This is a genomic window from Flavobacteriales bacterium, from assembly GCA_016704485.1.
Classification (GTDB): Bacteria; Bacteroidota; Bacteroidia; order Flavobacteriales_F; family PHOS-HE28; genus PHOS-HE28.
The window spans coordinates 2,050,902-2,072,059 of the sequence record JADJAA010000001.1 but is presented as its reverse complement, the minus strand read 5'-3'; the positions used below and the strand labels follow the sequence as shown (position 1 = coordinate 2,072,059).

Annotated in this window: 16 protein-coding genes; 6 read left to right on the top strand and 10 right to left on the bottom strand. The window is 51.0% G+C overall.

Annotated features, from left to right (window positions below; genetic code table 11):
- Positions 1–525: 525 nt before the first annotated feature.
- From IPF95_08825 to IPF95_08790, 8 genes are all read right to left on the bottom strand, one after another.
- Positions 526–1,581, bottom strand: a complete 1,056-nt coding sequence (locus tag IPF95_08825; protein ID MBK6474803.1) for a beta-ketoacyl synthase chain length factor — start codon at positions 1,579–1,581, stop codon at positions 526–528.
- Positions 1,581–2,786 (bottom strand): beta-ketoacyl-[acyl-carrier-protein] synthase family protein, encoded by a 1,206-nt coding sequence (locus IPF95_08820; GenBank protein MBK6474802.1) that lies wholly within the window; start codon positions 2,784–2,786, stop codon positions 1,581–1,583. The genes IPF95_08825 and IPF95_08820 overlap by 1 nt, the downstream gene beginning before the upstream one ends.
- Positions 2,783–4,075, bottom strand: coding sequence for an ABC transporter permease (locus IPF95_08815; protein ID MBK6474801.1), 1,293 nt, complete (start codon positions 4,073–4,075; stop codon positions 2,783–2,785). The genes IPF95_08820 and IPF95_08815 overlap by 4 nt, the downstream gene beginning before the upstream one ends.
- 1 nt (position 4,076) lies before the next feature.
- Positions 4,077–4,823, bottom strand: a complete 747-nt coding sequence (locus IPF95_08810; protein ID MBK6474800.1) for an ABC transporter ATP-binding protein — start codon at positions 4,821–4,823, stop codon at positions 4,077–4,079.
- Complete coding sequence (locus IPF95_08805) at positions 4,823–5,824, bottom strand: BtrH N-terminal domain-containing protein (protein MBK6474799.1); 1,002 nt, start codon at positions 5,822–5,824, stop codon at positions 4,823–4,825. Before IPF95_08805 ends, IPF95_08810 begins: the two co-directional genes overlap by 1 nt.
- An 8-nt stretch (positions 5,825–5,832) precedes the next feature.
- Entirely contained in the window at positions 5,833–6,234 is a 402-nt protein-coding gene (locus tag IPF95_08800) for a hypothetical protein (GenBank protein ID MBK6474798.1), read from the bottom strand.
- Positions 6,235–6,501: 267 nt separating this feature from the next.
- Positions 6,502–7,632: a beta-ketoacyl-ACP synthase III gene (locus tag IPF95_08795; protein MBK6474797.1), complete on the bottom strand. Its 1,131-nt coding sequence runs from the start codon at positions 7,630–7,632 to the stop codon at positions 6,502–6,504.
- A gap of 109 nt (positions 7,633–7,741) precedes the next feature.
- Positions 7,742–8,641 (bottom strand): dialkylresorcinol condensing enzyme DarA, encoded by a 900-nt coding sequence (locus IPF95_08790; protein MBK6474796.1) that lies wholly within the window; start codon positions 8,639–8,641, stop codon positions 7,742–7,744.
- Positions 8,642–8,799: 158 nt separating this feature from the next.
- On the opposite strand from IPF95_08790, the gene IPF95_08785 reads away from it, so the two are divergent.
- From IPF95_08785 to IPF95_08760, 6 genes are all read left to right on the top strand, one after another.
- Entirely contained in the window at positions 8,800–10,131 is a 1,332-nt protein-coding gene (locus IPF95_08785) for an MATE family efflux transporter (protein MBK6474795.1), read from the top strand.
- A 66-nt stretch (positions 10,132–10,197) separates the two neighbouring features.
- Positions 10,198–10,767: a hypothetical protein gene (locus tag IPF95_08780; GenBank protein MBK6474794.1), complete on the top strand. Its 570-nt coding sequence runs from the start codon at positions 10,198–10,200 to the stop codon at positions 10,765–10,767.
- Positions 10,768–10,769: 2 nt separating this feature from the next.
- Entirely contained in the window at positions 10,770–12,476 is a 1,707-nt protein-coding gene (locus tag IPF95_08775) for a peptidase C45 (GenBank protein MBK6474793.1), read from the top strand.
- Positions 12,473–13,756 (top strand): AMP-binding protein, encoded by a 1,284-nt coding sequence (locus IPF95_08770; GenBank protein ID MBK6474792.1) that lies wholly within the window; start codon positions 12,473–12,475, stop codon positions 13,754–13,756. The genes IPF95_08775 and IPF95_08770 overlap by 4 nt, the downstream gene beginning before the upstream one ends.
- A gap of 4 nt (positions 13,757–13,760) precedes the next feature.
- Positions 13,761–14,384, top strand: coding sequence for a hypothetical protein (locus tag IPF95_08765; protein MBK6474791.1), 624 nt, complete (start codon positions 13,761–13,763; stop codon positions 14,382–14,384).
- Between the two features lie 179 nt (positions 14,385–14,563).
- Positions 14,564–15,805, top strand: coding sequence for a tryptophan 7-halogenase (locus IPF95_08760; protein MBK6474790.1), 1,242 nt, complete (start codon positions 14,564–14,566; stop codon positions 15,803–15,805).
- On the opposite strand, the gene IPF95_08755 is transcribed toward IPF95_08760, so the two are convergent.
- Together IPF95_08755 and IPF95_08750 are read right to left on the bottom strand one after the other, a co-directional pair.
- Entirely contained in the window at positions 15,802–17,319 is a 1,518-nt protein-coding gene (locus IPF95_08755) for an NAD(P)/FAD-dependent oxidoreductase (GenBank protein ID MBK6474789.1), read from the bottom strand. The two genes, IPF95_08760 and IPF95_08755, sit on opposite strands and share 4 nt — an antisense overlap.
- The gene (locus tag IPF95_08750) at positions 17,316–21,113 is read right to left on the bottom strand and encodes a 1-acyl-sn-glycerol-3-phosphate acyltransferase (protein ID MBK6474788.1); all 3,798 of its coding nucleotides are present in this window, start codon (positions 21,111–21,113) and stop codon (positions 17,316–17,318) included. Before IPF95_08750 ends, IPF95_08755 begins: the two co-directional genes overlap by 4 nt.
- Between the last annotated feature and the right edge of the window lie 45 nt (positions 21,114–21,158).

Sequence of the window (21,158 nt, the reverse complement as noted above, 5' to 3'; positions counted from 1 at the left end):
TCCGTTCTCTGTCTCGGAAAAAAACATTCGTTCGTTATTCGTATTGACCGTATAGCATTGTTCCGGTCTCTGCTGCTTCGATGAACCCCTACCTGCGCAGGTTAAGTGGGGTACCCAATTGAACCGCTTTGGTTCGGGAACGCTGCCCGGCGCTGCCGAGGAGAAGTTCTATCTTTGCGCTGTTCTGTTTCGTTTTCCTTTAGTCGGGTTAAGTGGGACATGAGCAATCGGCCCTCGATGTTAACGCATCGGGGGCTTTTTATTGGATGAAATGCAAGGTGTGGCGCTTACTTTTAGCAGCCATATTCTTTCGAAGTCTCGAAGTCTCGAAGTCTCGAAGTCTCGAAGTCTCGAAGTCTCGAAGTCTCGAAGTCTCGAAAGCTCGCGTGTGAGGCGAAGGCAAATGTGAGTCTTGGCAGCAAGTTTTTATGGTGAGCTTGCAACAACATTTTACCGAATGTACATCGATCTTGAACGATCGGTACTTTTTGTTGAAAAAATAGCGAAGGTCCAATGTGGTCGCGCTCACACCGCTCCCAATCCTACTAGCACGTGGTCTTTCAGTTGGTAGTGATCGTAGATCAACACATTCTTGAACCCGCCGGATGAGCGGCCCTGCATGGCGATCTCCTTCGGAATGGAACCGGATCGGATCGCGGAGTAACCCATCCAAACACCGAGCGCGTTGGCCGTATAAAATTCACCGAACAGTGGTTTGTAGCACGCTATCGTTGCGTTCGGGAATTGGGCACGCACGGTGTCATACGCTCGGTCCTGGGTGTGATCGCCGTTGTAGCCGAGTAGCACAAGGTCCACATCGTTCAACGTTCTATTGTTCTTGGCGAAAAGTTTTTCCGCGCGGTCCTTCACGTGTACTTCTCCGGGTTTGAAGAAGGCATCCACACCGAGGATCTCAACTGCATTTTTTCCCGGTTCGCTATCGAGCACGAAGAATGCTGAACCTTCGCCGGCGAGCGCTCCGTTATCGGTGCTGTTCAGCACTTCGAGGTTCTTTACCGCGTGGTTCTTCCAAAGACCCGTTCTGCGGTGCGTGATATAGAAATCGGGCGTAATAACATCCGCCGCACCGACCAACACATTGCGTGCATCTTCCGACCCCACGTGCATCAACCCATCCATCAACGCACTGGAGAATGACAGTCCGCGTTGCAAGTACGTGTAATTGTATGCTTTGCTATTCACGGCCATGGCGATCTGCCCGGCCAAACTGTTGTGCGTGGAACCGATGAATGCCGTAGGATTTGCCACCGTCTCATCGTGATCGATCATGTTGTCAAGAAAGCGTGCTACACTGTCCTTGCACCCATCGCCGGTACCCATGATCACGGCACTGGGTTCTTTTACATCGGCTCTTTTGAGTGCATTCAACGCCGCCATCAACCCGATGCGCGTATGGCGTGTCATGCGGCGCACGCGATTGGGATCAACGTAGCCCGTAATATCCGGCACGATCACGTTAAGTGGATGGGTATCGTAAGCAACCACTTTCTCCAGATCATCACGATCGAAGGTGGGTTGCGGGGAGATCGCAGAAGCACCGGTTATGTAGACCGGTTTCATCACGGTGCGGAAATAACTAGCGAAGAATTGTTTCCACCGAACCCGAACGAATTGCTCAGTACATGTTCGATCCGTTGATCGCGTAACGTATGCCAAACAGGCGTTACAGCAGCTTCAGGCATAGGGTCCGTGAAGCGAAGATTCGCGAAGCACACGTTGTGTTGGATCGCAAGCGTTGCATACACCGCTTCCACCGCACCCGCTGCACCAAGCGTGTGTCCAGTGAACGTTTTCGTACTGGAGAACGACGGGATAGAATTGCCAAATAACCGTTGCAACGCACGCCCTTCGGAACCATCGTTGTTCGACGTTCCGGTGCCGTGTACGTTGATGTAACTGATCGCTTCCGGCTTCAGCTGAGCGACGTTCAATGCATCTTCCATCGCATGCAAAGCGCCATCGCCCTCAGGCGAAGAAGCCGTCACATGAAATGCTTCGTTGCGATTTGCGTAGCCGGTAACACGCGCCAAACTTTTTGCGTTTCGGGCTTTCAAATGCACATCACTTTCCAGGATCACGTACGCCGCTGCTTCGCCTAAATTCAAACCAGTGCGGCTTGCATCGAAGGGTCGGCAAGGCTCCTTGTCCAGGATCATCAAACTATGGAAACCGTTCACGGTAAAGCGCGACAGTGCATCGGCACCACCAGCGATCACCACATCCAATTGCCCGCTCTTGATCATTCTGCTCCCGAGCATGATCGCATTCGCGGAAGAAGAACACGCGGTGCTAATGTTCGTCAAGAACCCGGTGATACCAAGCTCAGCAGCGATGCGCTCGGCATGTTCACCGGGGTCGTGCGTGCCTACGTATTGTGCCACATCATCGGGCAATTCATCGTCGAACAGTTGCTTATAGATCGGCTCGGACTTATCCATGCCGCCTGCGGTTGAAGCGGAAATAAATCCAACGCGAGGTTGCTGCGGATCAACCCCTGCGTGCGCCAAAGCTTCCTTCACCGCTTTTAGCCCGAGCAGTGCAGTGCGTGTCCAACCGTGCATGGATCGTGGATTCGCTAAAATACCCAGATCCTCATCGCTCAATTTCACCTCAGCCGCAGGATAGAGTTCACTGTGGCGTGTTTGCAGTCGGGTGATCGGTGCAATTCCGGTACGTTCGTTCAACAGTGCATCCAAGTTGGTTGCAACATCATTCCCAATAGCCGAGATGATACCCAAACCAGAAATGTGTACCGTGTTGTTCATTTACGACTCGTAATCCGCTCAGCGAAGATGGCGACTGCAGTGCAGATAGCGGTAAAGATCAGCAACGGCATCAGATATGGCCATAGTTCGGCCATGTTACCATCGCGTAGCAGCACTGCGTTGTAGGCCTCCATGCTCCAGTTCAACGGGGTTAATTCCCCAACGGTACGCATAGCCTTGGGCATAATGTAAAGTGGCACCCAGATCCCGCCCAATGCAGAAAGGATCACCACGGATGTAGACCCGAATACGGCCGATTGTTGTTGCGTAGTGGAGAATGCACCGACCAGAACACCGTAAGAAGTTGCAGCCGCCCCAACAGCCAAGGTCACGAGCAATAACATCAACCAATTGATCGCTTGAAGATCCAATGCGGGCAACCCTAAGATCGGCAACAGGAAAACGCCGATCGCAAATATCAAGGTGGCTTGTGACACACATACGAGCAAGAATGCCATCACCCGACCAGCGATCCGTTCAGCGGCGCCACCGGGCATGGTCAGCATGCGTGCCATGATGCCACTATCTCGTTCCTTCACCATGTTACCGGCCATTAAAACCACGCTAAAGAACATAGCGAAGATGGTCCAGGCGGGTACGTTGTGCTGGGTGGAATCGGCTGCTACGTGGGTGCCGCTCAACTCGATGCCGGCCATCCGTTGTTTCACGCGGATGAAAGGCTCCTGTATACGCAATGGTTCCAGATCATTGCCGGTGAGGTTTTCCATTTGCGTGGTCATGTCCTGGAGCATCCGGTCGGCGCTCAGCCCAGCTAGAACGCGGTTCACTTGGGCGTTCATCAATTCGCGGAATGCCTTTTTTACCACGGGGTCGATCAGCACTTCAACGAACGCGCTATCCGGTTCTGCGGCCGTGATACTATCACCTGCGATCTGTCCGAACAACCCCTTCACCACAGCATCGGAACTCTTCACCAAAACCTCCGAAACACCGGAAGGCACGGTAATACCCACCTGGAATTCCCCGGTGCGAACACGTTCTTGAAAAATGGCATCTGTAGTACCGGCATCACCTGTGATATCCGTTACCATGAACGGTCCTGCATCGTTGAGGCCCTCCAACAGTTGTTTGCCGACCACACCTCCATCGAGATCGCGGTAGAGCACCAACACCTGTTTATCCGAAAAATCCTTGAACGGCGCATCTTGCACAACGGCCATGATGCTCACCAAGCACACGGGCATCAAATAAAGCAGCGCCAATCCACCGCGATCACGCAGCAAGAGCAGCAGCTCTTTTTGGATGTGGGCGAGGATTCTGGACGTCATGTCAATGATCACGGTATTCCATTCCGGTCAACCCTAAGAAAACCGCTTCCAATCGCTCCGTTCCGCCTTGACCTTTTGTATCCGTGACTTCACCAACGATACGGCCTTGATCCATGATCACCACGCGGGAGCAAAGCCGTGCAGCTTCTTCCAAATGATGACTGGTGTAAACGATCGTTGTACCTGCTTTGTTGATCTCTTCCAACAACACCCAGATCGCTGTACGCGATTGTATGTCGATACCCACGGTAGGTTCATCCAAAAAAACGATCCCGGGTTCATGAAGCAAAGCAGTGATCAAATTCAATCGCCGTTGCATTCCGCCGCTCCATGTCCCAACGCGTTCATGCGAGCGGGCAAGCAGGCCAGCTCGTTCCAGCAAATGATCACTTCGCTGACGGATCTTAAGGGCACCCATACCATGCAGCTTTCCGAAAAAAGAAAGATTCTCACGCGCCGTAAGCATCTCGTACAGTGCAATGTTCTGTGGAACGAACCCAATGCATTCATGCACAACATCAGGAACGTTCGCAACATCATGATCTTTGATCAACACGCTGCCTGCTGATGCCGATCGTACTCCGGTGATGATGGAGATCAGCGATGTTTTACCCGCACCGTTCGGACCAAGAAGTCCGAGGAATTCACCGGAGCGTACATCCAGGTCGATATGATCCACGGCATTACCAGCGCGGTTGCCATACTTCTTCACTACCCCACGCACACGGATATCAACGTTGCCTTGCATCACTTACTGATGCGCATCAGGTCCTTGAAGAACATCTGTTCCGCCTTACCGATCACATCCAATTTATCGGCCATGGAAGCAAACGTTGAACCGGCTTCCGCGCGGCCCTTTACCATACGCCCGGCTTCAAATGCAAACTCGCGCCAGAGATCACCAATACGGGTCATTTCCTTGGCCTTTTCGCGCAATTCCGGCTTTTCCAACAAGGCAGCTGCTTCTTGCAAGAACGCGGCATACATGAACCTGAAACCTGCACCACCGGTACCGATCTCCTCTTGCATGCGTATCAGATTCCCCAGAAATAGCAAGGCCCTTCGGTTGCCCAATTTGGTTTCATACTTGCGCAATCTCCCGGCGAGATAAGGAATGCCTTTTGCGCCGAACATCGGCAACGGAGTTGTGGCCATATCGCGTGCAACACGTCGCAAACCTTTGGCGGCGGCCTTCTTCAGATCAGGTCCAGTTGGCACGACCGTGGGGTAGTACATGCGTCCCTTCGTATCCGGTGTTCCCTTGGCAAAACGTGCACGGATCAACGCGGTGCGGTGGATGGTCGTAGTTTCATCCATCACGGGATCGCTCACTAGGTATTCATCGCCCTTGCGACCGAATACCACGATGTTGTGCGCATTGAAATGAAAGCGGAATGCCTTGGGCAAGTAGGGCAAATAGAAGACGCTCGTGAGCATTCCAACAGGCAGACCTTGGTCCAGCACACGATCCAATTCGCGCATCGCTTCATCCTGATCACGGAATGACATACGCTTCATTTCCACTCCGATATTCCTGGAGAAACGTTTGAAGATATGCCCTGGCAGGATGCGGTAAGTGGTTACCGGGATCCCATTCAATTTCAAGAACGGCATGTGGCTATAGAACAGACCGGAACCGATACCAAAGGCCATGGGTTCGCTCACCCGCAGACCATGGAACCGCATCAGATTGGAGATCACGCCCGTTTCGCAATGGGCCGATTGTTGGTGATCGAAAGGAACAGTAATGTCTTTTGTCATACAGGCAATTTCTTCAGCTCTTCAACAGAAAGGAGCAGTGCATCGGCATAGATCTGAAGTGTAGATGCATCAAGTTGCGTGAACTCCGCAGGCTCCAAATGCTTCTTCACCGCACGTGCGGAAAGTCCCGTGTGTTTGCCGAGCAATGCGGCATCCATCATGTTGACCTCCATGTGATAGGCCAATGTGCTTAGGGTCCCGGCTTTTACTTTTTTCCGGGCTTCATCCACTTGCTCATGGACAACATCCCACGCCTGTTCGAGTGCCACGTTCTCTGGCTCCCAGCCTACACTTGGCACTTTCTCGTACTCGCCGTTCTCGTTCACGGCATACTTCACCACCTTGAATTTTCCTTCAAGTATGTTCGCATCATCCTGCGGTACATCTTCTTTTTTCATTGGTAGTAGTTGAGTAACAAAGGTATGGACCGGCATTACGACATGCTTTCCGGGTCTTAACCTAGATAGACATTCCTTATTCGTGCTTGTTCGATGAGCTGATCAAGACCGGGTTCTCAGGTCAGCAATTCATTTGTCTTGAAGGACTTCTTTCACAAGATACAAATGGTAGAAAATCAGAAGTGGTCCAACTTGAAATTGACGCCATTTAGTGCCTGAAAATTCAGATCATAGAGATCATACTTATCAGCGTCATCAGCGTTCCGATCAAACCACCTTCATCAAGGCGAAGCCCAGGCTGAAGCGCGCACTTTCGGGCACCATGAGCAGCAGGCGTTGTCCTTTTTTAACCTTGCCTGTGGCGATCAGGTCGCGGAGCATCAGGTAGATCGATGCGGAAGCAACGTTGCCAACGTCCGGTAAGTTCAGGTACCACCGGTCATAAGGGACGTGGATATTCCGCGCAACCAATTCCTCCTGGATCTTATCGCGGAAGAACATGGACGATAGGTGCGGCATGAAGTGGTCCACCGTATCGATGTCCACCTTCTTTTCTTCCAACACCTCGGCGAGCCATTTCACAGCGAATTGGCACATGTGCTTACCAAGTAGGCGGGTATCCTGCTTCATGCTCATGATCGCATTCGGCGCTAATTCCTCAGCGGAGTATGTTTTCCATCCACGGAAGTCACCTTCAGCATCCTTTTCTCCGCCGAAATACATGCAGGTCTCCAACTCATGTGCGAACGATTTGGAAACGACCCATTCCACTTGCAGATCGCATTCGCCACGGGGTTTGTTCTCCAGTAACATCGCTCCGGAACCATCGCTGAGCATCCAACGAAGGAACTCCTTTTCAAATGCGATCATGGGGTTGGCCTCCAACTGCCCGATCCGTTCCGCTTCGCTCTCAAAATTGCGGGAGAGCATCATGGGTGAAAGCAGTTCGGAACCAACAGCAACAGCATTGCGTGAATTGCCGGATGCCACGCTCATGTGCGCATATTTCAATGCACCCATACCAGCGCAGCAGGCACCACTAGGCGAGATGATCTCCATCGGATGCGGCATGTAGCCATGCACCTGCGACGCATGTGAAGGCATGAATTGGTCGGGCGAAGAAGTTCCAGCAGCCAAGACCTCGAAGTCCTTAAGTTCTATGCCATTACCGGCCAGTCCTTTCACTGCTTCAAAAGCGATCTGAGCATTCGTGTGCGTAAGCTTGCCACCTTTTTCCATGGCATAGTACCGTTGCTTGATACCGTTGTTACGCAGCACCAATTTACGCGCTCGGGAGGGCACACCATTGATGTAGCCCAAATACTCCTCCATCTCATCATTTGAAATGGGGGAATTGGGAAGAAAGCCCGATACGCGTGTAACGAAAACGTCTTGCATACTACTGATCGTGAACAGTTTACTAAGAAATACCTACACCTCACAAGGAACCGCAGGGATGCAAAAATACTGCATCATTCTTACCTGAACACCTCAGAAGCCATTTCGTTCAGTACGAAAGCAGTTCATCCACTTCACGTTGGATCGCTTTGCGTCTGAATATTGAAACCAGAAAAGTGGTGAGTGCGGTGATGGGTGAAAGTATGAAGGCCCCGATCGGCAAGGCAACGGAGAAGATCCGCACCCTTTTATCACGACTCGTTGGATCCGTAGCCACTTTGGCAAGCATGAACGAACGGTATTTACCGAACAGGACCAACGCTCTCTTCTCCAGGATCAGCAAGGCAGGTTTGATCTGTGCCGAGCCAAGCTGCAATATCTTCTTGTTGAAACCATCCCAGTTCCGGGATTCCAGTCGAGCGAGGATCTCCGGAGCAAAACGCGCATTCGAAGCAATATCGGCTTCTCGAATTCCCGCAGGTGGAAAAAGAAAGAACGCCTCCTTCTTGCCCCAGAACATCCAACGGATAATGGTAACAAGGCTTACCATATTGGATGCTCGATCCTCCGCTACGATATTACCAACGGGTATACCACCAAGACCCTTCAGCATTTTCCTCACTTTTTCCTGGGCATGCACCCACATATTACGTGCACCAATAACTGTGAGGACCGGTGTGTTCCGGAACAATGCAGGATCCGCTTGTCTTAAAAAGGAGTTGGCCGGTATTGAAGGGTTCAGGTACCATATTGTATACCCGAAAATGATCAGATCATAGTTGCTACTTGGCGCAGCAGCCGGTAGCAATGGAACCGGGTCACCATTCACGGATTCCGGGAACACGCCGAAGAAGCCCATCCGCGACCACGGGAATGGGTAAGGCGTAACGGGCGTTATCGGCAAATGATCCACTTGCACGCCAGCAAGCGTAAGCGGTTGTGTCAGCGCCTTTAGCACTTCGGTCAGCTGCCCGGTCTGTGAGTAATGGATAACTAATATCTTTTTCATACTGCCAACTCGTGACCCTATCCGGAGCACAAAGCGGTCCGCAAATTTAACGGACTAGGATTTCTACGCACTTTTGCGCCATTATTACTTCATCACGTAATATTCATAACCTGCCTCATTCCGGTCGGGGTCATTCGTGTTATCGATCAAGCTGAACAATGGCGCGAATAACACGGAGAGATATAGATCGCTTAGCCTTTCCGGCTATCATAGCTGGTATCGCGGAGCCGGTGATCAGCTTGGTGGATACAGCATTCGTTGGTCGTTTGGGCACTGCGGATCTGGCCGCTGTTGGAATTGCCAGTAGTTTCTTTCTCTTGGTGGTATGGACATTGGCCCAAACACGGAGCGCGGTCCTAGCTGTTGTTGCACGCTATTATGGGGAGGACAAGTTAGATGAGGTAGCGGGTCTTGTTCCTATAGCCGTGTGGATGAATTTCTTGCTTGGCTTTCTGTTCTTCGCATTAACGAATGCCTTTGCGGAACCCATTTTTCGCATGTACAATGCGCAAGGTGATGTCTTGAGCAAAGCCGTTGAATACTATCACGTTCGCAGTTATGGCCATCCGATCGTATTGGCCACATTCGCCATTACCGGTGCATTCCGGGGTATCCAGAACCTTAAATGGAACATGTGGATCAGCATTGCGGGTGCGTTGGTCAATGGTCTTTTGAATCCGATCATGATCTTCGGTTGGGGTCCGGTCGAAGGCATGGGCATGGTGGGCAGTGCATGGTCCAGTTTGATCGCGCAAGGGGTCATGTTCGTCATGGCCGTTTACATTCTACATACCCGAACACCGTTCTCGCTCTTCCCCAAGGGCATTCACCATCCCGAATTATTGAACTTATGGAAATTGAGCGGCAATCTTTTTGCGCGTACTACAGCATTGAACGTATGCTATTACCTCGGCAACAGGTATGCAACAGGGTATGGTGAAGCCTACATCGGAGCGCATAGTATTGCGATGCAGATCTGGTTGTTCAGCGCTTTTTTCATAGATGGTTATGCAGCAGCCGGCAGTGTTCTGGTGGGTCGCTTGAATGGTGAAAAGAATTGGCGCGATCTCTATCGCGTTTCATGGCAGGTCGTGCGCATGTCCGTAACCATAGGAGTGATCCTATCGGTGATCTACCTGGCCGGCTACAATGTGATCGGTGGTCTGTTCACGAAAGATGGTGCAGTGCTGGATCTGTTCCATGCGATCTTCTGGATGATCGTGATCACGCAACCGATCAATGCGATCGCATTCGCTTTCGACGGAGTGTACAAAGGCTTAGGCGATGGAAAGATCCTACGCAATGTACTGATCGCCTCTACCCTATTCTTCTTCATCCCTGTAGCTGTGGGCGGCAATGCGTTGGATGGGAAGTTGTATGCGATCTGGAGTGCATTCCTGGTATGGATGTTGGCTCGCGGCGTTCTATTAGCAGTGCATTTCGAGAAAAACTTTGGAAAAGCAAGCTTAAAGATCCGCGTGCGCACCTAGGACATCGATCGGATGAAGACGCTTCAGCCGGATCCACTCCCTTTCAGCCCCTGTATCTTTGTCACCATGAAACGCCTATCGTTCATCCTACTGATCGCATTCTGTTCAGCACAGGTCATCTATGGGCAGGACACCGACACTCCGTCCACGCCACCACAAAAGGAGCGAAGAGACACCAGGCCTTTGAAGGAACGGATCTGGTTCGGTGGCGGTATTGGTCTCAGCTTTGGAACAGCAACGTCCATCCAGCTCGACCCTATGGTCGGTTACAAGGTGGATCTAAAAGGCAAATTCACCACGGGTGTTGGCATAAGTTATTGGTATAGCAACTATGCAGGATCACCGAGTCCATTCACAGCCTATGGATATCGCCCTTTCGTTCGCTACAGGATCATACCTCAGCTATACACCCACGCTGAATTCCTGCACATGAACCGCGAGATCTACAACGAACCCTATGAACCGGGCACACGACTTTGGGTGCCTCATCTGTTGATCGGAGGTGGCTATGTACAATCGTTGGGTGGTCGTTCTTCGATATTCATTCAAGCCCTTTTCGAAGTGCTACAGGATCCCAACAGCCTTTATTACGGTCGCGGTCCGATCTTTGGCGGTGGAATTGGCATCGGTTTCTAACAATGATATCCGATACACCACGCAAGGGCCGCGCTTGGCGACGACTAGGCAGAATTGTAATTATCCTTATTTCGCTGATCCTACTTGGCGCTATTGGGTTCGCTATTGATGTATACATACCTGCACCGTTAGCGGATGGCGAAGAAGCTAACCTTCCCGAACGAACAACAACAGCCGATGGCAGATATCACGTAGGCAACAATTGGCTGGGCAGGGATACGGCAGGGTTGTACGAAGTGTATATTGAAGGTGCCGACTTGGAACGCGGCTTAGCCTATGGATCCCTAGCTAAGGAGTTGATCGTTCACCAGGAAGAAGTCTTCATCGATCGGATCCAAGCCATGATCCCTGGAAAAGGGAAGCTCACTTATCTGAAGTATTTCTCGGCGTGGTTCGATCGCGATATCGATGAGTACATACCACGGGAATACTTGCGGGAGATCTACGGTGTGAGCCGAGCATTCAGTGATGAATTCGATGCGGTAGGCCCGAAATTCATCCGCGCCTTGAACTACCATGCAGCTCATGATATTGGCCATGCTCTGCAGGACTTGGCCGTAGTTGGCTGCACGTCATTCGCAGCGTGGGGTGACCGAACAGCTGACAATGAACTACTGATCGCACGCAACTTCGATTTCTGGATGGGTGAGGAATTTGCGCGGGACAAATTGATCACATTCATCAACCCTGATGGCGGCATTCCGCATGTGCTTGTTTCCTGGGGTGGATTCATGGGCGCCACCTCAGCTATGAATCTAGAAGGTCTTACCATTACCATTAATGCTTCGCGATCCAGCATTCCTATGGGTGCTCGGTTGCCGATCTCGCTCTTGGCACGCGATATTGTTGAACATGCAAAGAACATGGAAGAAGCGATCGCAATTGCACGGCAGCATGAGGTTTTTGTTTCGGAAAGCATCCTTATCGGATCCGCTTCTGACGGTAGAGCCGTGATCATTGAAAAGGCACCCGATGGCATGGATGTGTTCGACCCGGATAACGGGCTTGTGGTGTGCAGCAATCACTATCAAAGCAATCGTTTTGCCTCCACAGAGGTGAATGAAGCGAATAAGCGGGAAAGCGACTCCATGGCGCGTTTCAAGCGGATGATGCAATTGGTGGATAGCACACCGGGCCTTGACCCTACCAATGCGGTAAGTATTCTTCGTGATCGGAAAGGCCAGGATGGTTCCGATGTTGGTCTTGGGGATCCGAGTACGATCAATCAGTTGCTGGCGCATCATGCAGTTGTAATGCAACCGGAACAACGCAGAATATGGGTTTCGAATGCTCCGTATCAAGAAGGTGCTTTTGTGTGTTACGATCTTCGTGATGTATTCGCGCGTTGCGAAAATGGAATAGTGCGTGGAGCACTTAAGGACACAGCATATACTATTGCAGCAGACCCGTTCATCCTAACGGATGAGTTTGCTGCACACGAACGTTGGCAACGCGTTCGTATGGCAATTACGGAACGGATACTTACCGGAAATTCGTTCACACTAGATGCCAGGGAAGAAACAGACTTCATTGCCGACAACCCGAATAGTTGGCTCACGTATGCGGCCCTAGGTGATCTTCGCAAAGCCGAAGGAAACCATGGATCAGCGGCGGATCTGTACCGAAAGACATTAACGTTACCGATCTCATCCTTGCAGGAAGAAATGAAGATCAAAAGAAAATTGGAACTTTGTTCGACAGAAAAATGACACCCGTTAGAACAGTATCCGCATTACAGGACCAAGAATTAGCGAGTATGCAAGCGCACGTTGCTGATCTGTTCCAACGCTCACCGTGGTACAAAAAGGTACTACATGACGCGGGTGTTTCGCCGCAGGACCTGCGCATCTGGAAAGATATTCAGGATCTCCCGTTCACTACCAAAGAGGATCTGGCTTTGCACAATGAACGTTTCCTGTGCGTACCGATGAACAAAATAGTTGACCATGTGTTCACTTCGGGTTCCACCGGTCTTCCTGTACCGTTCCAACTATCCGAAAAAGACCTTGATCGGTTGGCCAAAAGCGAAGCAGGATCTTTATCCTCCGCGGGAATAACCAGCAATGATGTGGTACAGATCACCACTACAATGGACAAGCGCTTTATGGCTGGATTGGCATACTGGCTTGGTCTACGTCGGATCGGTGCAGGTATCATACGCAGTGGCCCAGGCAATACTGCAGGCCAATGGGAAACCGCAGAACGCTGCGGCACAACGGCCTTGATCACGGTACCGAGTTTTTTATTGCGCATGCTGGAAGAACGTGCATTACACGTTCAGGACATTCGGAAGACAACGATCAAACGCGCCATCTGTATCGGTGAACCGATAACCGATCCAAATGGAGGGCCGAACGTACTGGCAAAGCGCATTATGGCCTTAAGCGACATTGCGCTTTTCGGCACCTATGCGAGTACGGAAATGGCCACGGCCTGCACAGAGACAAAGCCTTTCGGAGGTCACGTGGTTCCGAACGATCTGATCATCATCGAAGTGTTGGACGAAAATGACCAACCGGTTGCGGATGGTGGAATTGGCGAGGTAATAGCTACGCCATTAGGTGTTGAAGCCATGCCATTATTGCGATTCCGAACGGGGGATATTTGCTCGCATCGAATTATCCTCACAGCAGATGGGTCCGAAAAACGCGTTCTGGGGCCGGTGATCGGAAGAAAAGGCCAGCGTTTGAAAGTTAAAGGGACCACTGTGTATCCTCAGCAGATCGTTGATGCAATGAACAATGCCGCCGGTGTGCGATCATTTGTCATACTGCGGGAACTGGATGAGAATTCCCAGGATGTGGTACGTGTTTTGTTGGAAGCGCCACAGGAGTCTTTAGAACTTGTAGGAACTCTGCTTAGTGATACCTTGCGTGTAAAGCCTCTATTGGAAATTGCGGATCGAAAGACCATCGAAAAACTAAGGAACGATCCACGGAATAGAAAGCCTACACCGTTCATAGACAATACCCACAAACCAAAACCATAACCAAATGAAAAGAACAACTCTATCACTGGCCGTAATGCTTACGCTAGGAGCGGCAGTCAACGCGCAGACCATGGCGGATGCGCTGAATAACAAATGTGCAGTAACATGGATCGGTCTGGATTTTTCTGAAGCAACGTTAGTACCTACCGTAGAGTTCGCTCCGGTACAAGCCGACCCCGGACTAATGATCATGAAGTGGAACAACTTGTTGGAGGCGGAAGCCGAGAAATTCAATATGGCAAAGGCTTTGGGAATAGGCGCTTGCACGAACAATACCTCATACGTACAAGGCGTGAATGATGGTTTGACCGGCACCGATCTTTTGAGCCGAAGCGCTGGTACATTGGACAAGGAAAAAGTACCTGCCATGGTAAAGAAGTACAAAACCGAGGATGGTGAAGGTGTTGGTATCGTATTCATTGTGAGCACATTCAACAAAACACAGGAGATGGCTGAGTATTATGTAACATTCTTCAACATGAAGTCCAAGGCCGTGCTTCACTCTGAGCGTATCTCAGGGAAACCTACCGGTTTTGGATTGCGCAATTTCTGGGCAGGTTCTGTGACCAGTGTATTGAAGAACATTGAAAAGGAATACAGCAAAGCCTGGCTGAAGCGCTTCCAATAAGGGAGCAGGTCCTACATAAGTGTCGCTTATGCGTCCAGTGTTGAGAACGAAAGCCGAATTATGAAATGCCCCGTGCAACAATGGTTTCACGGGGCATTGTACTTTTGGCCCGGTTCTACTGAACCAACTTGTGGAACCTTTCCACACATTGAACATCACCCTTATACGGTATCAAATTAATGGAACACGTTGATGCACTGATCATTGGTGCAGGTCCTTCCGGCACGGTTGCGGCCGCTTGGTTAGCTGATAGAGGACATAAGGTGGCGATCGTAGAGAAGGCGATATTCCCGCGTTTCGTTATTGGTGAAAGCCTATTGCCGTTGAGCATGGGGCACTGGGAACAAACCGGCCTATTACCTGCGCTTAAGGCAAAGAACTATGCCGTGAAGGACGGAGCCAGTTTCTTTCGGGGCGACAAGCTTTTCGACCTGGCGTTCGGCGAAGGTTTCACACCGGGCTGGGACTGGACCTGGCAGGTACCACGAGCTGATTTCGATGATACGTTGGCCAAGGCTGTTGTGGCCAAGGGCGTACCGATCCACTTTGGCCATGCTGCGGTTTCCGTAGATCTGGATCATGCGAAAGGCGTGCATCTGGTAGCACAGGACAAGGACGGAAACACCAAAGAATTCACAGCGCCATTCATGATCGATAGCAGTGGCTATGGTGGCGTACTCGTGCGGCTCTTAGGTCTTAGCGATAAACCGGAGGGCAACGGTCGCATGGCCATGTTCACGCACATTAAGGAAACCGACGAGCATCGATCCAACTTCAAGGAACCTATGCGCATCAGTTTCGAAGTACTGGAACGCGACCTGTGGTTCTGGAGCATCCCGTTCAGCAATGGTAGCACTTCCGCAGGATTCGTGGGGCACAAAAGCCATTTCAACAAAGCGATGGAAAGCGGTTGCAACAAAACGGCCATGCACGAAATGCTGAAGCTTTCCAACGAGTTCAGGGAACGCTTCAAGGGTGCTGAATTCGATTTCGAGCCGCACGTGATCAACGAATACACACACTACGCCGCAGACCTTACCGGAAAGCGGTTTGTACTAACCGGTAATTGTGCGGGTTTCTTGGATCCTGTTTTTTCCAGCGGTGTGGGCTTTGCAACGGAAAGTGGCTTGCGCGCTGCCAAGTTGTTGGATCGCCAATTGAAAGGTGAGACCATCGACTGGAAAACGGAATACGAAGCGCATATTAAGCAAGGTGCCGCGGTATTCAAGAGCTACATCGATGATTGGTATAGTGGAGATCTGCAAGAAGTGTTCTTCGCAGACAATGTAGAGCAGTCACACAAAGAACGGATCGTCAGTGTTCTGGCCGGCTACGTGTGGGACCAGAGCAATCCGTATGTTACCAAGCATGATAGGTTGATCAAGGCCCTAGCTCACACCATTCGTATGGTGAAGAGCTAGCTCGCTGCGAGCACCTTGTTCACTAAGTATTCCTTACCTACCAGCTCGCTACAGGTTGCAATGGCGCTGACCGTTACGCCCAGCAACCCATGCAGATTCATGTTCTGTCCAGTAAGCAACAGGTTCGGCACTTTGGTGCGCGGTGCCAAAAAAGTGCGCATGGGATCGTTGCTGTTCTTATGCACACCGTACATGGAACCAGTAGGCGAGCCAATGTAATCTCGGAAAGAAAGCGGTGTACTGCTATGCATGGACTTCACCTTATTGGAGATCCCTGGAAAACGCTTTTCGATCAACGCCAATAACTCAACTTCCTTCTGTTGTTTGAATTCCTCGTAGTCGGAGCCACGCTCGTCCGGCGAGACAATGGTATTGTAACTCCCACCCCATTTCTCCCATTCGGAATAGCGCATATAGGTCATAACGGTCACTGCATCCGCATAGCCCCCAGCGCGCGAAGAAAGCGGTGTGGTGAACATATAACCCGAAGGCCATGGGTCGTTCGCCTTTTCCACTGCGGACCAAACATTGTCAACATCAGTAGAGTAGATATTGTAGTCCATGTACGGAAACTCGCCGGGCTTCATGATCAGATGAAGGGTGAACGACGATATCGTATCCTCCAACGAGCGTATGCGCGATGCATAGGCAGGCCTCAAATGTCCAGGACCTACCATATCCAACACCAGACTTGGATGCACATTCGCAATACAGTATTTGCACGTGTACACTTCGCCTTCTGCAGTATGAACGGCTTTGACACCGTTGCTGCCGATATCAAAATGCGTAACCGTACTCCGGTTGTGGATCACGGCACCTTCTTTTCTCGCATTGGATGCCAAATACTTCGCGAATTGCGAACCTCCGTCAATGCAACGCCATGCACTTTCTATGTAAGTATTGATCACCAACGCATGCACATAGAAAGGTGAAAAATGATCACCGGCATACAACGCGCTGGTTCCTGCGAGAACATTTCGCAAGGTCAAGTTATCGGTCAATGAGGCGATGACCTGTTCTGCGTTCAAATTCAGTTCCTCTCCCAACCATTGCGATTTGTCATCCAAGCGGACGCGGTATAATGGGAAGAGATCGCATACCTCTTGGATCTTTGCGCAATACGTTTCGATGGCTGCCCGCTCGTTCGGAAAATCCTCGACCATGCGCCGGATGAAATTGGGATAACCTTGAGCGTAATGGTATTGTTTGGGATCACTTCCCAGCTCGATCCGATCGAACCCGTCCATATCCATTTGATGGATCTTCACCTTATCCATGATCCCCATATAATTGAGGTAAGTATGAAGGTTCTGACCGGGTTCCAATCCGCCTATGTAATGCACTCCGGTATCAAGGATCGTCTTATCGCGGCTGAACACCTGAAGGCTACCACCTAGCTGATGATTCTTCTCCAGAACGCACACTGAATAACCTTCACGTGCCAAGATCAAGGCACACTCCAGGCCACCCATTCCCGACCCAACGATCACCACATCAAAATCACTATCGTTCATCCCTTTGTCAAGATCACTAATTCATTCGATGTTCGCATTTCCTTGGTGGCCCACTCCACGTTCAGTCCAGCTTCCTTAGCAATGGCCACAATTCCTTCCTTGGTCATGAAATGCAACTCACCCTTGGCTTGATTGAAACCTAGCCCAACGGAGTAACGCTCGGTTCTTTTCGTTCTATCGTGCCGCTCATCGTTCGCTGCAAAACCATCACGTACAAAGATCGCACCCTTGGGTGAAAGTTCCTTAGCGCATGCCAGAATGAGTTCACGCTGTTCAATTGGTGGAAGGTAGTGCAGCACATCCTTCAGAATGTATGCATCCGCAGGCGGCGGTATCAAGCCTTCAAGGTCAGCAACGGAGAATGTTACGTTGGGGCTTCTGCTATATGCGTTGTTGGCGATCGCCACCTTGTCGGCATCGCGCTCGTACCCTTGAATAACTCGATCCGGAGCACTCCAGCCCAATAAAAAACTCACCATGCCGTGGCCGCTACCAAGGTCAACGATGCGGGCATCTATGGGGATCCGCTTGTGCAAAAGATCATGGAGACCAGCATCCATGCGTGCTTTAATACGCGTATGCCATTCCAGCACAGGGCCTTTGTACATGAAGTTCCGCATCAACTGTTCATGGTACCAGACGGGTCCTTCCTTGGTACTTCTGATCTCTTCGTACTTTGCTTTATACCATGCGCTGATCTTCTTGGTGCGTTCACGATCACCTTCACCGAACTGTGGGTCGCTTGGTTGGATCACGGGCAACGTGCGGATCGTCAATAACGCATTCTTCAACAACGCGTCATTCTTGGACATTGCTTTTCCGAAACCATGTAGAACTACGGGAACTATTGGCACTTGCAGTGCTTCCGCAATATGGAACGCCCCTTTATGGAACCGACCGATCGTTCCATCCTTCGTACGTGTTCCTTCAGGGAAAATGATTACTGAAAGACCTTGAGCCATCGCTTCACGAACGCGTTCAGTGTTCACCTCCACTCCATCTTCCGTCCTGAGGTAACCTGCATAGCGAACTGCTCTGCCGAAGAATGGGCTATTCCATACCCAACGGTTGGTCATCATCACCACGTTGGATGAGAACATAAGCATAGCGAGAATGTCGATGAACGAAGCATGATTTGCGATGATGATCGCTGGTTGATCTTTGATCGCCGGTACGTATCCTTGAATATCCTTGCTCGTATTCGCCATCGCATAAACAAGCGACCCAGTGAAGGCTCGTAGCACATGCCGGAGCCAATGCTGCTTTATTCTCTTCGGGGCAGGGAAGATCAATAGCAACAACCAGATCAACGCTGTAAGGATGCAACCGATCAAAAAGTACAGGAATGCAAAACCGGAGATCAGGAATGAGAATAACGTGAACGGTTGCTTACCGGCGGCCGCACGACCACCAATGAACAAGCGGAAAAGAACGGGTTGTACGGTCAACGAAATAACAAGCAGGACCACCATTCCGATCACACTAAGGGTCGCGATGGAACGCAAAGCGGGATGCTCAGCGAAGAGCAGCACACCCGTACCGATGATCGTAGTAACTACCGAAAGTACCACGGCATTCCGATAGGAACGGGTATGATCCACCCCGGTCTTGTATCGCGCAAGCAGGCCTTCCGTCGTGAAAATACAATAGTCATCTCCCAAACCGAAAACGAACGTGCAGACCAGAATATTCACCAAGTTGAATTGGATCCCAAAAAGTCCACAGATGCCCAGGATCCAGAACCACCCAAGTGCCATCGGCAAGAACGTAAGCAGCGCCAGTTCGATACGACCGTAGGTGAGCAACAGCACAATGAATACGATCAGTGAAGTGCGCCAGAGGATCGCATTCAGATCACTACCGACAAGCTCTTGTATGCGCTCACTGAGCATTCCACGATGCAACACGCTGGTATTCTTCATTGAACCGACCATGGGTTCCAGCGCTGCGATCTCATCCGGTGGAAGAAGCATTCGCCCCGCGATCGTTACGCTATCCGATCCATGGACCAATACGGCATCGCCGATCATACGAACTACTTCGGCAGGTCTTCGTACTTGATCCACGTCCAATTGATCAAGGAATGGATCGAAGGCATCAGGAGTAAACCCGTTCTGAATTGCAGCATTCACGAACCATCTTTTGAACCGGTCTCCTCCTTCACCATGAAAGGATGCCTTCCAATTTGCAACTCGAACCGTCGCACGTTCGTTTGAAGGCCAAAGATCCGTGGGCATTGCTGCTTGTTCCGTAATGGAACCGACCATGGTTCTTCGCACGTGATCAACAGAATTTTCGAGGGCTTGCCTTGCTTCCTCTTCATTCGCACCGGTTGCCGACCAGAACAGAGGAACCGCACGTGCCGTGTCACCTTCGATCCTATCCCGAACAGCACTCATTTCCGGCGATATGTAACTTATGTGCTCCGGGTTATTGTCGTAGCTCACTCGGTTCACAAAGGGCAGCAACACGGCAGTAACAGCACCAATGAAGAGCAGGTTCCAAAGCGCACTGCCCTTCTTTGGTTCAGCAACAATTTCATTGACCGCAGCAGTGTGTTGCGGAACCGGAGCAAAATGTGGAAGGACGAACAGAACGGTCAATGCCGCACCGATCAATAAAAATGCTGCGATGAAACCCAGGTCCGCTAAGATCCGGCTACCTACGAAAGAGAGTGCAGCGAAGGCCAGCACGGTCGTAAAACAACCGAGTAACATCGGACCCGCCACGTCCTTCAATGTTGCTCGTATGCTACCTGTATGTTTCAGATGCGTAAAGAAGTGAAAGCAATAATCCAACGCGATACCAAGCAGCGCTGCGCTAGCACCCAATGACAAAGCGGATATGACAGGTCGAACCGCAGCAATTGCACCCAGACCAATGATAAAACCTACTGCGGGAGGCACAAAGAAGAGCAGCGGAATACGTACACTACGATACCTCCAGATCAGCAACCCAATGATCAGTAGAACGGCTACAATGCTGGTCATTGTTGCGTCGTCCGCAATGCGGTCAGCGTTTGCCACAGCCATTGGCACTGCACCAAAGGCAGTACCGGTAAAATTGGTTGTAGGACCATTACCGATCGCGCCGTTGATCGCTTGCATCAATTCCTTTCCCCGGGTGATCCCTGTGGCACTAGGCATCACTACCACCACCGCCATAGCGCTATCAGTTGTGAATAATTGCCCATCGATCACGGCCATTCCTCCGAGTATGGCGGAACGCATAACGCGATCGATCAACGGATCGGACAGACCAAAAGGGTCCAGAACGATCCGGTCCGCATCCATTTCGGCACCAGGCCGAGCGAGATCATTACGCAAGTCGGCGAAAGCATTCAACAGTGCTACACTATCCCAATGCGCCACAGTTGCTATAACACCGCTATCTGCGTACAAAGGCAAGTTCTTCCGAACCTCGGTAACCGCAGTTTGAAAACCAGTGGGGTCCGGCCGAAAGAAAACGCTATCCACGAGATCTCCATTCGTGGTCTGCAAGAAATGAACGGACCGATCGGCATGGGCCGAAAGGCTATCCATAGACACGGTATCATTACCTGAAAAACCAACAACGATCCGTCCGGTACTGCCCGAAGCATCCAACAGGGTCCTGTAGTTATCCAGCGTTCTTTCGCGTGGCAGGGCATCAAATAGGTCCTCGCTGAAGCGTGCGCGGGAAGCTGACCACAACGAGGCGGCAATAACCGCCAGCACAAGGAACACCCATATCCAGCGCAGCCCTTTCGTTCGATCATAAACTCGTGCTACCAATTCACCCATTACCACTGCCACCCGGCTCCGTGGGTAAACTTATGGCAATATCCAAGAACAGGTTAA

Coding starts and splice junctions, on each gene's coding strand:
- IPF95_08825 (MBK6474803.1), bottom strand. CDS start 1,581: ATGAAACCGGTCTACATAACCGGTGCTTCTGCGATCTCCCCGCAACCC.
- IPF95_08820 (MBK6474802.1), bottom strand. CDS start 2,786: ATGAACAACACGGTACACATTTCTGGTTTGGGTATCATCTCGGCTATT.
- IPF95_08815 (MBK6474801.1), bottom strand. CDS start 4,075: ATGACGTCCAGAATCCTCGCCCACATCCAAAAAGAGCTGCTGCTCTTG.
- IPF95_08810 (MBK6474800.1), bottom strand. CDS start 4,823: ATGCAAGGCAACGTTGATATCCGTGTGCGTGGGGTAGTGAAGAAGTAT.
- IPF95_08800 (MBK6474798.1), bottom strand. CDS start 6,234: ATGAAAAAAGAAGATGTACCGCAGGATGATGCGAACATACTTGAAGGA.
- IPF95_08795 (MBK6474797.1), bottom strand. CDS start 7,632: ATGCAAGACGTTTTCGTTACACGCGTATCGGGCTTTCTTCCCAATTCC.
- IPF95_08790 (MBK6474796.1), bottom strand. CDS start 8,641: ATGAAAAAGATATTAGTTATCCATTACTCACAGACCGGGCAGCTGACC.
- IPF95_08785 (MBK6474795.1), top strand. CDS start 8,800: ATGGCGCGAATAACACGGAGAGATATAGATCGCTTAGCCTTTCCGGCT.
- IPF95_08780 (MBK6474794.1), top strand. CDS start 10,198: ATGAAACGCCTATCGTTCATCCTACTGATCGCATTCTGTTCAGCACAG.
- IPF95_08775 (MBK6474793.1), top strand. CDS start 10,770: ATGATATCCGATACACCACGCAAGGGCCGCGCTTGGCGACGACTAGGC.
- IPF95_08770 (MBK6474792.1), top strand. CDS start 12,473: ATGACACCCGTTAGAACAGTATCCGCATTACAGGACCAAGAATTAGCG.
- IPF95_08765 (MBK6474791.1), top strand. CDS start 13,761: ATGAAAAGAACAACTCTATCACTGGCCGTAATGCTTACGCTAGGAGCG.
- IPF95_08760 (MBK6474790.1), top strand. CDS start 14,564: ATGGAACACGTTGATGCACTGATCATTGGTGCAGGTCCTTCCGGCACG.
- IPF95_08755 (MBK6474789.1), bottom strand. CDS start 17,319: ATGAACGATAGTGATTTTGATGTGGTGATCGTTGGGTCGGGAATGGGT.